Annotated in this window: 12 protein-coding genes; 10 read left to right on the forward strand and 2 right to left on the reverse strand. The window is 35.8% G+C overall.

The features are described 5' to 3' along the window. The first annotated feature begins 51 nt into the window (after positions 1 to 51). The 3 genes from RBU59_RS24080 (at position 52) to RBU59_RS24090 (ending at position 3,998) form a co-directional block, all read left to right on the forward strand. A complete protein-coding gene (locus tag RBU59_RS24080) occupies positions 52 to 969 on the forward strand; it encodes a carbohydrate ABC transporter permease (protein ID WP_308145015.1) in 918 nt (305 codons plus the stop codon). Continuing rightward, positions 969 to 1,817, forward strand: a complete 849-nt coding sequence (locus tag RBU59_RS24085) for a carbohydrate ABC transporter permease (RefSeq protein ID WP_308145016.1) — start codon at positions 969 to 971, stop codon at positions 1,815 to 1,817. Before RBU59_RS24080 ends, RBU59_RS24085 begins: the two co-directional genes overlap by 1 nt. A gap of 231 nt (positions 1,818 to 2,048) precedes the next feature. Next, on the forward strand, positions 2,049 to 3,998 hold the full coding sequence (locus RBU59_RS24090) for a glutaminase domain-containing protein (RefSeq protein ID WP_308145017.1): 1,950 nt from the start codon (positions 2,049 to 2,051) through the stop codon (positions 3,996 to 3,998). 17 nt (positions 3,999 to 4,015) lie between these two features. Here the strand turns inward: RBU59_RS24090 and RBU59_RS24095 are convergent, their stop codons facing one another. After that, positions 4,016 to 4,381: a metal-dependent transcriptional regulator gene (locus tag RBU59_RS24095; RefSeq protein ID WP_308145018.1), complete on the reverse strand. Its 366-nt coding sequence runs from the start codon at positions 4,379 to 4,381 to the stop codon at positions 4,016 to 4,018. Positions 4,382 to 4,691: 310 nt separating this feature from the next. Here RBU59_RS24095 and RBU59_RS24100 point away from each other — a divergent pair, with 310 nt between their 5' ends. The 5 genes from RBU59_RS24100 (at position 4,692) to RBU59_RS24120 (ending at position 9,820) form a co-directional block, all read left to right on the forward strand. Further along, entirely contained in the window at positions 4,692 to 5,435 is a 744-nt protein-coding gene (locus RBU59_RS24100; RefSeq protein ID WP_308145019.1) for a helix-turn-helix domain-containing protein, read from the forward strand. Positions 5,436 to 5,507: 72 nt separating this feature from the next. Continuing rightward, entirely contained in the window at positions 5,508 to 6,674 is a 1,167-nt protein-coding gene (locus tag RBU59_RS24105) for an alpha/beta fold hydrolase (RefSeq protein ID WP_308145020.1), read from the forward strand. A 285-nt stretch (positions 6,675 to 6,959) separates the two neighbouring features. Further along, positions 6,960 to 7,850 carry a MerR family transcriptional regulator gene (locus RBU59_RS24110; protein WP_308145021.1) on the forward strand — a complete coding sequence of 297 codons (891 nt, stop codon included), beginning with the start codon at positions 6,960 to 6,962 and terminating at the stop codon, positions 7,848 to 7,850. A gap of 202 nt (positions 7,851 to 8,052) precedes the next feature. Then, positions 8,053 to 8,265 (forward strand): hypothetical protein, encoded by a 213-nt coding sequence (locus RBU59_RS24115; protein WP_308145022.1) that lies wholly within the window; start codon positions 8,053 to 8,055, stop codon positions 8,263 to 8,265. 382 nt (positions 8,266 to 8,647) lie between these two features. Further along, positions 8,648 to 9,820 carry a DUF362 domain-containing protein gene (locus RBU59_RS24120; RefSeq protein WP_308145023.1) on the forward strand — a complete coding sequence of 391 codons (1,173 nt, stop codon included), beginning with the start codon at positions 8,648 to 8,650 and terminating at the stop codon, positions 9,818 to 9,820. Between the two features lie 14 nt (positions 9,821 to 9,834). Here RBU59_RS24120 and RBU59_RS24125 read toward each other — a convergent pair whose 3' ends face one another. Then, a complete protein-coding gene (locus RBU59_RS24125; protein ID WP_308145024.1) occupies positions 9,835 to 10,938 on the reverse strand; it encodes a DNA alkylation repair protein in 1,104 nt (367 codons plus the stop codon). Between the two features lie 334 nt (positions 10,939 to 11,272). On the opposite strand from RBU59_RS24125, the gene RBU59_RS24130 reads away from it, so the two are divergent. Both RBU59_RS24130 and RBU59_RS24135 read left to right on the forward strand, forming a co-directional pair. Next, entirely contained in the window at positions 11,273 to 11,839 is a 567-nt protein-coding gene (locus RBU59_RS24130) for a rhomboid family intramembrane serine protease (RefSeq protein WP_308145025.1), read from the forward strand. Positions 11,840 to 11,958: 119 nt separating this feature from the next. Next, complete coding sequence (locus tag RBU59_RS24135) at positions 11,959 to 12,786, forward strand: TerC/Alx family metal homeostasis membrane protein (RefSeq protein WP_308145026.1); 828 nt, start codon at positions 11,959 to 11,961, stop codon at positions 12,784 to 12,786. Positions 12,787 to 12,919 lie beyond the last annotated feature (133 nt).

Consider the following 12,919-nt stretch of genomic DNA (forward strand, 5'->3'; position numbering starts at 1 on the left):
GGCTGCCGTTTTGGCAGCCTTTTCCATAGGACAGATGAAAGGAGAACATCGGTGAAATTGGTTAAAGAAAAAAGCTTCATGAATACAAAAATCAAATCCAATATTGTAGGATGGGCATTTGCTCTACCGGCTATTTTAGGATTTCTGTTTTTAAACCTGATTCCTATGCTGCTAAGCGGTTATTATAGCTTTTGTGATTATAACATTATTAGTAAACCGGTTTGGTCAGGTTTAAATAACTACGTCTCACTTTTTAATGGTACGGATGCAACTTTTTGGTTATCAGTAAAAGCAACCTTACTCTATACTATTATGGCAGTTCCTGCTAATTTAATTTTTGCACTGACTATAGCGTTATTGCTAAATCGTGATATGGTTGGCCGGGCATTCTTCCGGTCCTTATTTTATCTGCCATGTATCTTACCGGCGGTGGCATCAAGTTTTGTTTGGATTTTACTTATGAATCCGGATTTTGGATTATTTAATATAATATTGCATTTTCTGCATTTACCGGAGAGTAAGTTTTTCTGGGATAAAGGCAGCGTTCTGCCATCCATAGTGTTTATGGGAATATGGAGTACCGGTTCCACCCAGGTTATATTTTTGGCAGGCCTTCAGAATATTCCAAGAGTATATTATGAAGCCTTGGAAATTGACGGAGGTAATGTTTGGCATAAGTTTTGGAGTGTAACACTTCCCATGTTATCTTCTACTTTATTCTTTAATCTGGTAATGGGAATCATTAGTGCTCTGCAGGTATTTGGAGCAGCTTATATAATTACGGAAGGCGGACCGAATAATTCATCCCTTTTTTATGTCTTTAATTTATGGCGTCAGGCATTTAAATACATGGATATGGGAAAGGCTTCCGCAATGGCATGGATTCTGTTTGTTGTAGTATTACTGGCGACTTTGTTTATATTTAAAACATCAAATAAATGGGTATATAACGAAGGAGGAGTTGAATAATGGTAGTGAAAAAAAACACTCCTTATTATATTAGGAGAGCTTTCTTTTATCTCTTAATTGGAATTTTAGCTTTTGTTTGTGTCATTCCGCTTTATTGGATGGTACGGTCTTCTTTTATGAAGAATACGGATATTTATACCATGGATCCCTTTATTTTCTGGCCAAAGGAAATGCTTTGGAGCAATTTCTCAGATGCCTGGAAATCTGCACTTTTTACCAGATATGCAATTAATACTATAATAATAGTTGCGTTAAATATTTTTGGAACCATAATAACCTCCTCTATGGCTGCCTACGCATTTTCAAGAGTAAAATGGAAAGGCAGAAGTTTTTGCTTTGCTTTGATTTTGACTACAATGATGTTACCTGGTGCTGTAACAATTGTACCCCAGTTTTTAATTTGGAGAAATTTACATATGGTAGATACTTATGTGCCTTTAATATTACCTGCGTTTTTAGGTGGAGGTGCCTTTAATATATTCCTGCTAAGACAATTCTTTTTAGCAATCCCCAATGACTTGGATGAAGCAGCTGAAATTGACGGAGCAGGAAAATTGCGAATTTTTCTTCAGATTATTCTTCCTCTGTCCAAATCAGCTATGATTGTAGTGGCTTTGTTTACATTCTTAGGCAATTGGAATGATTTTTTTGGGCCGATTATCTACCTGAATACAAAAGAAAAGTTTACTTTAGCAGTTGGACTTTTGCAGTTTCATGGGGATTATGCAACAAAATGGAATTTATTAATGGCGGCATCTACCATAGTTGTTGCACCTTGTATTCTAATCTACCTCATTGGTCAACGATATCTGATTGAAGGAATTTCATTGACAGGAATGAAAGCTTAATTGCGAAACCAGATGATTATAATTAATACTACATAATTAAAACGCTGCTTCCTTGTTTTGAGTGCATTGCGATGCGTGTTATTGTTCACGGAACTGCTGTTTTTGCAGGGGAGGGAACAGTAACATTTAATTATTTTATTATTAAGATGTCATTTTATGGTATCTTGATTAATACCCACAAATAAGATAGAATGGTTGAAAGAAAATCTATTTTAAGAAAGGAATTAAAAAATGGAAATTGAAAGAATCGCCAGTGTACCTTTAATATTACACGATCCGTATTTTAGTATCTGGGCGCCGTCAGATAAGCTGTACGAAGCAGATACGTTGCATTGGAGCAAAGCACCTCAAAAGTTATACGGATATGTTACAATAGACGGTACCGTATATTGTTTTCTGGGAAAGAAAGAGTTTCATCCGGTAATTGAGCAAAAAAGTGTGGAAGTAACGGCTACGGCAACGAAATATACTTTCGAAAATGAGAAGATAGAACTTACCGTCCGTTTTACCTCACCGCTTTTACTGGACAATCCGGTATTGGTGTCAAGACCCTGTACTTATATTGATTATGAAGTCACAAGAAAGCAGGAAGCAGAGGTAAGAATCGACTTTATCGTTACTTCCGATCTGGTACGTAATACCCCAGGGGATATTATCGGAGGAGATTATGAAAAGGATACTTTCCACTACGCTTATATGGGAAAAGCCGGACAGCACCCGTTAGGTCACAGCGGAGATAATATTACTATTGATTGGGGATTTGTTTATTTAGCAGCAGAAGAATCCGATATAACAACGGTATTTGAGGCCGGAAGTGATAAACTGATAGCAACTGCAAATCTGGGAAAAGAAAAAAACAAAGCATCTATGATTATCTCTTATGATGATCTGTTATCTATCTTTTATTTTGGTTCCTGGCAGAAAGCTTACTGGACGAAAGAATATGAAACCATCTTAGAGGCGATAGAAGCAAGTTTTGCAGACAAATCAGAAGTCCTAAAAAAAGCAGATCTTCTGGATAAAGAGATAGAAGCAAAAGCAGAGAAAATCGGCGGGAAAGATTATGCCCTATTGTGTAATATAAGTTACCGCCATGCAATCGCAGCCCATAAACTGATTGCAGATAAAGAGGGTAATCTGATTTTCTTATCCAAAGAAAATGATTCCAATGGCTGTATCGGAACGGTAGATGTTAGTTATCCGTCCGTGCCCTTATTCTTGTTATATAACACGGAATATGTAAAAGGAATGCTCCGCCCGGTATTCTACTTTGCCAAATGTCCGGTTTGGGAATATGATTTTGCGCCTCATGATGTGGGACGTTATCCCTATGCTTCCGGTCAGGTTTACGGACTGAATAGTGAACATGAACATAAAGAATTCCGTTATGATAACGGAAATATCTTACCGTTTTATTATATGTATCCATCCGGCAGTAAAACTTATGATATTAAATATCAGATGCCCGTGGAGGAATGCGGTAACATGCTGATATTAACAGCAGTGGTGTGTGCTCTGGATAAATCCGCAGACTTTGCAAAACCTTATTATGAACTGTTAAAGCAATGGACAGAATATCTGTTAACATACGGGGCTGATCCGGGAGAACAGTTGTGTACCGACGATTTTGCAGGACACCTCTCCCATAACGTAAATCTTTCCGCTAAAGCAATTATGGGTATCGAAGCTTTTTCACAGCTGGCAAAACAGATGGGAGAAGAAAAAGTATCAGAAGAATATCACCAGAAAGCAGCTGTTATGGCAAAGGACTGGGAAGCTCGTTCCCAAGCCGGTGACCATTACCGCTTAACTTTTGATAATACAGAGTCCTGGAGTCTTAAATACAATCTGGTATGGGATAAATTCTTCGGCAGTAATTTGTTTTCAGGGGAAGTATTTAAGAAAGAAATTGCCTATTACATTAGTAAAAATAATTCTTACGGTGTACCATTAGACAGCCGCAGAGATTATACCAAAAGTGACTGGATTCTCTGGTGCGCTGCATTTGCTGAGGACAAAGAGCAGGCAGAGAAACTGATATCCCCGGTTGCAGATTATGTAAGGAAAACTACAAGCCGGGTACCTTTTTCCGACTGGTATGAAACCGTAACCGGTGAATACTGCCATTTTATTGCAAGAAGTGTACAAGGCGGTATCTATATGCCGATGTTGATAAAGTAGTTTCTTATTGTAAAAGCCTATTTTTGCTTAAAATAGGCTTTTAAACATTGATAACTTTCTTCGCTGATAATGTGTTCCATTCTGCATGCATCTTTCATCGCTGTTTCTTCACTGACACCTGCCGTTTTTAGTAATTGAGTCAGGGTCTGGTGCCGATCGAAAGTTTGGATTGCGATAGCATATCCTGTTTCCTCTAATTTTATATATCCATTCTCATCAACTTTAATAAAACCATTTTCCCGAAGCTTCTTCATTGCAATGCTTACACTGGGTTTCGTAAAGCCCATCTCATTCACGATATCTTTGGACCGGACTTGTCCGTTTCGGTTTCTAAGTATTAGAATCATTTCCAGATAGTCTTCTGCTGATTCCTGAATCTTCATTTAATCACCCTCTAAAATTTTTGTGTATAAACGGCATATATGTCTTATTTGTAAGAAACGTTGTTATTAACATTACAAACAAGCAGCATAGGGCAGACCTGCAATTATCTGCTTTGCCAATTCATCTTATTATCATATTAATTTAGATGATCCTTTTTTTCAAGTCCTGTTTAACCAATTGACAATTATTTTGCGAAGTGTTATTTTAGAAAAAAAGTTAGCCTTAATTAAATAATAAATATATGGATAGAAAAGATAGGACCATTCAGTTACATTACATTGGATGGTCAATCTAAAACGAGGTGTTAGATTGACGGAAGTATTTTATGCAGTTGACCATATTTTGATGTCCCAGGGATATGATAATCCGGCCCCACATAAGCATATGGCAAAACATCTGATCTTTAGTCTGGATGGAGATTTTGGATGTAAGGTGGATGATATGGAAATATTTTGCCAAGGTATCTGTATTGATTCTGAAATAAAGCATACGGTAAATGCCGATGGCAGCAGATTGCTTATTTTCCTCTTTGAGGAAACAAGCAATCTGGCAGAAGAATTAACGAAGCAATTTTTAATAGGGGGTGAATATAAGATCCTTGATCATAAATTGGTTTTGTCCATAATAAAGATATGGGAACGGTATAAGCAGGAGCCCGTTACTTTGGATCTTGCCATATTATCGGCGTGTGGCTTGTGTCAGGAGAGTTCCGGGAAGTATGAGGAGAGAGTATGCAGGCTTTTGGAATCAGTCCGTAAAATGGATGGTATTTATGATGATACGATCTGTCTTTTAAGCAAATCCCTTTCACTTTCCCAAAGCAGAATGTCCCATTTGTTTAAGGAACAGGTAGGGATTGCTCTTAATAGTTACTTAATATTTGAAAAAATGAGAAAAGCTTATACCTATATAGTTAATGGGGAAAATATAACCAAGGCCTGCATTCGAGCCGGGTTTGACAGTTCATCCCATTTTTCCTCCACCTGCAAAAGAATGTTTGGGTTATCTTTTACTGATTTTAAAAAAGATGCAGTTTTTAAAGAAATATCGTAGCGTCTATTTGAAAGTATAAAATAATTCTATAAAGTATAATTGGATCATAAAAGATTTTGTGGAGGTTAATCAATGAAAACTGATAAGATACAGTTTAAAATGGGTTCCTATCAATTGAATTCTGATCCGAATTTTAATTACCAATTAAACCGCACGATTATGTGGGGCGGAGGAGATATTGAAGATATCAAAAGAATAGCAAATAAAATAACTGACAGTGTCTCATGGAAACGGGAGTTGATTGCCCTTGGTGAAAAAGCAGATGAAGAAGGGCGAGTAAAAGAAGCGATAGCCTATTACCGTATGAGTGAATTTTTTATGTATGATGGTGACGCGGATAAAAAGAAATATTACCGTCTTGCTGTTTCCATGTTTTATAATTATTATAGGGATTACTTTATTGAGAAAATAATCCGTTATGAGGTACCTTACGAAAATGTAAAGCTCCCTGTATTATATGCGAAAGCAAAAGATATCAAAAAAGACACAATAATTCTACATGGGGGAAATGATTCTTATATGGAAGAATTATTCTTTCCCATGCTGTATTTTGCAGAAAATGGTTATGATGTTTATCTTTTTGAAGGACCGGGCCAGGGCGGTGTTGTTCGTATACAAGAAAAGCATTTTACATACCAGTGGGAGAAACCGGTAAAAGCAGTGCTGGATTATTTTGGGCTTAAGGAAGTCACGATAATAGGTGCATCACTTGGAGGAATGCTTGCTCCACGTGCAGCTGCTTTTGAAAAAAGAATCAAACGTGTCATAGCCTGGTCCGTATTCCCAAATTTTCTGGATATTCTTATATCAACACAGTCTGTTTTGGTACAAAAAATAATCAGGCTTACTTTAATGTTAAAACTTAAGTGGGTGGTCAATTTGTTATTTGGTATAAAACTTAAAAAAGGTGACGAATTAGTAAAATGGGGATTAAAACATGGAATGTACGCCTATGAAGCGAAGTCACCTTATGATTATTTTGTTAAAATGAATCAATATCAGATGGTGGACATTGCCCCCTTTATTGATCAGGATATGCTTATTATTGGTGCAAATAAGGATCATTTCATTGATTATCATATGATAAGCAAAGAGATAGATGTACTTAATAATGTAAAATCCCTGACCATACGAATTTTTACCGAAAAGGAAAATGCTGGAGCACATTGCAATGTTGGCAATTCCGAGCTTGTATTAGATACTATGTTAAGCTGGATTGAAAGTATCAGAGACAATTAGTTACCGACTCATGGTTTATTTATTAAAAGGTTATGGTAGCATATGGTAAATATATAGGTTTTGATCTCTTGTATGTAGGAATATTATTACAGTTTTTTAATCCATTGTTATTGTTATCTGGGCAGTAGAAATTGTATTAGTCATAATAGCTGAAAAATATATTGACTCTGACATCACGTCATAGTGTATAATCAATTTAGAGTTAGCAATATTGTATAAAAACTCATAGCCGGCAGAGTAACAAACAGTATGGGCAACTCTTAAAAGACGATTGGAGGTTTATCCATGAGAACAGTAAAGCAGATATCCGATTTAACCGGTATCAGTGTACGTTCCTTACATTATTACGACGAAATCGGATTATTAAAACCAAGTAAAATTTCAGACGCTGGTTATAGACTTTATGATGAAAAAGCTCTAGAAACTCTGCAGCAGATTTTATTTTTTAAAGAACTGGATATTCCGCTTAAAGAAGTAAAAGAAATCATGGGAAATCCCCGGTTTGACAAAATACAAGCCCTATACAATCATAAAAAACTGCTTATATTAAAACGTAACAGAATGAATGATTTAATTGAGCTTGTCAATAAAACATTGGAAGGAGCCGGCACAGTGAGCTTTAAGGAATTTGATATGAGTGAATATTTTAGCGCCTTGGAAGAGTTTAAAAAAGAAAAAGAAGATGAAGTAATAAAATATTGGGGCAGTACTGAGAAAGTTAGTGAATTTATAGAAAATTGTAAAACAAAAGAATCAGAAATCACTTCTTTAGCGGTGAAGCAATACGGAAGTATAGAAAAGTATACGGAAGCGATGAAGAAAAATCTGAGTCATTATTCAGAATCCATGGATAGGTTTCATATCATATATGATAATGTAGACTATTATGTAGGGAAAAATAATGAATTAATGAATCAACTAACCGCAGATATTAGTAAAGATCCCACTTCTAAAGAAATCCAGCAAATCGTCAGTGAGATAGCACGACTTAAGGATGAGACGAATGAAATTGTAAATATAGACAAGGGAGAAAATTACTGGGGTTTAATGTCTGATTTTTATTTAACTAATTCTGCATTTATTGAGGTGACAGATAAGAAATATGGAGTTGGCGTTTCAGCATTTATTGGAAAAGCTCTTAAATTTTATCAAGACAATTTAACTACTCTAGAATAACAGAAGATTAAGTGATTACAATCATCCTTTCAAACAAATCAGTCTGGAGGGATAAATTTTAAGATGCATTTTAAGTGACAGGAAGTTATAGGCTTATCTGTTAAGTAAAGTTATAGAACAGTTTGAATCTGTATAAAAAATACTCAACAGCAGATAATATTAGAAATTAATATAAGTATAGACAAAGTGAGGAATTAAATACATGCAGAGCATAAGATTTAACATTGATGGGTTAGAGGAAAATGAGACACAGGACAAAGTAAGAAATCAATTAGAGGGTGTAGTTGGTGTACATGATATATTCTTAAGCAAGGGACAAAATTATGTTGATATTAATTTTGATGAGCAGACATCTATCCCGGAGCTAAATAATCACCTGCAAAACAATGGATATAAAATAACCGATATCATATAGTTCTTTGGAAAAAAACGATGATATCACCGGATGTACAGGCACAGATAAGAGGATATGCTAATATTCAGGATCTTAACTGGATAGTTTAGCAGGAAAGTTTCCAATATATGATATAAGCGGACTAAGCAGTTGTACCATGTAAAGTATGGTTCTTGCTTAGTCCGATTTTTATATAAAAAAAGTCCAAAAATTTAAAAAGTGTGGTAAAATTAGAGATAAGTTGTTCTTATCATTTGGATAGTTTTGTAAATAAACTTGTGAAAAGTATGGGAGTAATATGCAAAACAGAAATGAAGAGCTAAAGGAAAACACAGAATTTATGAAATTGAAAAAGTGATTCATAAAGTTCTTGGAATAAAATAAAAAAATAGGGGGTTATTTTATGGAAAAGGTTGCTTTGCTTAAATGTACCGAATATGATGTGGACTTAATCGAAAAGAAGCTAAGAGAGGGATTTGAACTTTTAGGAGGGGATTCCTATTTGAGAAACCTTATCCCTGAAAATAGCAAAGTGTTGTTAAAACCCAATCTTTTAAGCGTAGTGGAAAAGGGGTCTCCGGTAATTACACACTATGCATTATTTGAAGCAGTTATCCGAATTGTTAAGGAATATAGTTCTGATATAGTATTTGGTGATTCTCCGGGTTCGGAAGATACAAAAAGAGCAGCTGAAACATCAGGGCTTATAAAGGTGGCAGACAGGTACGGGGTTAAGTTTGCAGATTTTAATGATGCAGTACACGTGCAGGTTGAAAATCCTCTGATTTATAAGTTTATGAATATTGCCAGGGCTGCGTATGAAGCCGATGTAGTAATTACACTTCCAAAACTGAAAGCTCATGCTATGATGTATTATACAGGTGCTGTTAAGAATCAATTCGGATGTATACCTGGGATCAGTAAAGCAGAATGTCATACAAAACTGCCGGATGCAATTAATTTCAGTAAGATGTTGTTTGATATTAACTCTGTTGTAAAAACGTCTTTTGCAATATTAGATGGAATCATTGCTATGGAGGGGAATGGACCCAGAAACGGCAATCCCAAAGAAATGGATACTATTATTATGGGAGAATCCCTTACGGCTGTTGATTCCGTGGCTGTCAGGCTGATCGGGTATCATGATGTGCTGACTTTACCGTTTTTAAAAGCAGCATATGATACACAGTGGGGAACCGTACTTCCCGAAGAAATAGAAGTTTTAGGGGAAACCATTGAGCAGATGAAGTGTGATAACTTTAAATTATCACGAAACGCAAAAGTTGTTAATTTCCTGACACCTTCCTTGAGCAGGTTTGTAACCTCCTTAACTGCGCCAAACCCGGTTCTGGTTTTTGATAAATGTATCGGTTGTAAAAAATGTGCAGAGGTTTGTCCGGAAAAACCAAACGTGATCACATTTATAAAACAAAACGGTAAAACCATACCGAAATGGAATTACCGCAAATGTATCCGCTGTTTTTGCTGTCAGGAACTTTGTCCCCGTGGGGCTATCGTGTTAAAAGAAAAAGCAATCAGAAAACTAGCGGGCTTGAAATTTAAAAAGAATATTTAACTGTTTAAATGAATTCATACATTTAAAGTTAAAGTAGTTTTGGCTGCCTCCTGTCCGTTGATTAATAAGACGATTTGATGGATACCCGGATAGTGAGACCTGGTGGTCAGATCGGCAAAACTGTGCTTACGGGAGCCTGTTAGAGTTACTTTACCGGATACGGTTTTATCCGTTAGTAAAAAAAGCTTACGTGATGGTCTTCCATTGGATTTAATAAAATCGATTCCATATTCTATCCGGATGCGGGCACTTGTATCCTGGTCCAGGTCTATGGAATAGGTAAGTTCACAGCCATCACCGATTGCGAGGACCTCTGGTCTCACAGTAAGGGAAGCACTTTTATAAAGCGGTTTAGCTTCAATCATCTCCGAATATCCGAAAAGTGTCAGAGCTTCAGGATTCGCTTTTCGAATAAGAGTACGGCATCCCTGACGTAAGATCCAATCGGTATCAGGGTTTTTGCCTATCCACTGTTTCACTGTATTGATAACGATCTCGGGATGATCTTTTGCAATATCATTTAAATTATTGGCAACACTTTTACGTACATAAAGAGATGGATCAGCTTTTAGATTCTCCAGAATTTTAAGTATTGGGGCAGGATCTTTTTTGAACATGGGAAGATCCATACTCCAGGGCAGACGGGGGCGGCAGCCCTCACTGGAGAGGCGTCTGACATGTTCATTGGTATCACTTGACCACGTTTGCATATATTTCATGGTGAATTCAGTATTTAGAAGAATAAAAGGTCTGATTGCAAATTCTGAGGAGGAAAGTTTGGTGAAACGTTTTAAGGCATCCATAGATAGTTCCAGGTGTTCCTCGTTTTGTCCGAAAGCAGCAACAAAATCAGGAAAGAATAAATAAGGGAAACCAGTACATTCCTTTTCAATAGAAAATAATATATTTAAAGCATCCTGATAATTACTGGGCAAACAGGTTCCTAAACTTTCTGCGATTCTGTGCATACGGGCCCGCAACGGTAATTCTTCCCAGGGAGGCAGCAGTACGGATTCTTCAAATTTCTCCCTTGGGAAGTCACTGTAAGCAGATTTCACTTTTTTTCCAAAATCCTGTATAAATTCTTCGGTATATATATCTTTTAATGCATCAGCCATGGTTTTTCTCCTGTTCATTTATCTTAATTATCACTTTTGACCTTAATTGTATATACAAATCTTATCATCTTTTTAATAAGAGAGACTCTTTTATAACTAGTAAGGATTATTCTTAAAACTATGTTACATCAGTTTTTATATTTTTACCATAAAATATTAGTAAAGCGATTATATTATATCAAATAAAATATGACAACAGTATGTCAGATTATTATTTGGTTAATATTTAGATAGATAACGACAATTTGATTACTATATGATAAAATAAAAATGTTTAAGCAGATTACATAAATAATTATAAATAGCAGACAGACCTGAAAGGAAAATCTAAAGTATGAAACATAAAGTTGGAAGATTTCAATATAATTCTCCCGTTACTCTCACTTTTGCATTGATTTCTCTCGGAGTACTACTATTAGGAAATTTAACGAATGGAGTATCCACGACCCTGTTCTTTTGCACGTATAAATCTTCCTGGTCGGATCCCTTAACCTATATCAGATTGTTTGGTCATGTATTAGGACATGCTAACTGGAATCATTTTTCGGGTAATATGGTTTTATTTCTGGTATTAGGGCCGATGTTAGAAGAAAAATACGGCTCTAATCTTTTCTTGAAAATGATAGTACTAACAGCAGCGGTATCCGGTATATTTTATATGGTTTTTTACCCGAACAGCGCACTTTTAGGTGCCAGCGGTATCGTATTTATGATGATTGTTTTATCCTCTGCGGCAGGTATGAAAGAGGGCAGGATTCCAATTACTTTATTACTGGTCGTTATCATTTATCTTGGTGGTGAAGCAGTGAGCAGTGCGGGGACTGAAGATGGCATAGCGCATGGTGCACATATTTTGGGCGGAATTTGTGGAGCCGGTTTTGGCCTTCTGGTTAAAAAGTGAAGTGAAAGAAAGATCTTAATATAATTGGTAATTTCCCCAGTTATAATATAGGTCTTTTTTTTATATATTGTGTACTAAGTAATATTAGAATCTGACATAAATTATAGGGGGTAAATAGATTGTCGACCAGTAAAGCCTTAGCCTGGACAGCATTTTGGATAGATGTTGCCTTACTATTTGATATAGGTATCTACCTTTTTATGGGTAAGGAAAAATCCCTGGAATTTTTAGGTGGGTATATAATTGAACAAAGTTTAAGCATAGATAATCTTTTCTTATTCATATTGGTGTTCTCAAGTTTCGGAATAAAATTGGAGTATCAGAGAAGAGTTTTAAATTATGGGATAGCAGGGGCATTGGTACTGCGGCTTCTATTTATCATATTAGGGGTAGCAATCGTGAATAGGTTCCATTGGATTCTTTATATATTTGGAATTATTTTGATTATTAGCGGGATTAAAATGATGCAGAAGCAAGAGGAAAATGTAAATCTGAAAGATAGCAAAATTCTTGAGATTATGAGCAAAGAATTGCCGATAACGAATGAACTGGAGGGAGATAAATTTTTTGTCAGGAAAAATAAAGTTTTACATGCCACACCGTTGTTTGCAATCCTGATCCTAATCGAATTTACGGATATTATCTTTGCAGTAGATTCGATTCCGGCTATTTTTTCCGTTACAACAGATACATTTATCGTTTATACTTCCAACATCCTGGCTATTTTAGGATTAAGGAATCTTTATTTTGTTCTTGGTAAACTGCATGAAAAGTTTAAATATGTAAAATACGGTGTTGCTGTTATACTTACCTTTACAGGGATTAAACTTACGCTATTAATATTTGATATTCAAATCCCCACAGGATGGTCACTTGCTGTTATTTTTACCGTTCTGGGCGGAAGTATTGCAGCTTCAGTGGCTTATAACTTACAAAATGACGGTTAATAACCGGGAGGAAGATTATTGTTTTACATGTTAAAAGCTAATTTCAGATAACCGGGTTATAGTGCAGATATTAATATATACATTAGATAATAGCGAAACTCAAAATTTGTATTAGTTTGACATGCGATTCATA

Source organism: Anaerocolumna sp. MB42-C2 (genome assembly GCF_030913705.1).
Lineage (GTDB): Bacteria > Bacillota > Clostridia > Lachnospirales > Lachnospiraceae > Anaerocolumna.

Bases quoted from the DNA above. Each gene is read 5' to 3' on its own strand.
- RBU59_RS24085 (WP_308145016.1), top strand. From the start codon at position 969: ATGGTAGTGAAAAAAAACACTCCTTATTATATTAGGAGAGCTTTCTTT.
- RBU59_RS24090 (WP_308145017.1), top strand. From the start codon at position 2,049: ATGGAAATTGAAAGAATCGCCAGTGTACCTTTAATATTACACGATCCG.
- RBU59_RS24095 (WP_308145018.1), bottom strand. From the start codon at position 4,381: ATGAAGATTCAGGAATCAGCAGAAGACTATCTGGAAATGATTCTAATA.
- RBU59_RS24105 (WP_308145020.1), top strand. From the start codon at position 5,508: ATGAAAACTGATAAGATACAGTTTAAAATGGGTTCCTATCAATTGAAT.
- RBU59_RS24110 (WP_308145021.1), top strand. From the start codon at position 6,960: ATGAGAACAGTAAAGCAGATATCCGATTTAACCGGTATCAGTGTACGT.
- RBU59_RS24115 (WP_308145022.1), top strand. From the start codon at position 8,053: ATGCAGAGCATAAGATTTAACATTGATGGGTTAGAGGAAAATGAGACA.
- RBU59_RS24120 (WP_308145023.1), top strand. From the start codon at position 8,648: ATGGAAAAGGTTGCTTTGCTTAAATGTACCGAATATGATGTGGACTTA.
- RBU59_RS24125 (WP_308145024.1), bottom strand. From the start codon at position 10,938: ATGGCTGATGCATTAAAAGATATATATACCGAAGAATTTATACAGGAT.
- RBU59_RS24130 (WP_308145025.1), top strand. From the start codon at position 11,273: ATGAAACATAAAGTTGGAAGATTTCAATATAATTCTCCCGTTACTCTC.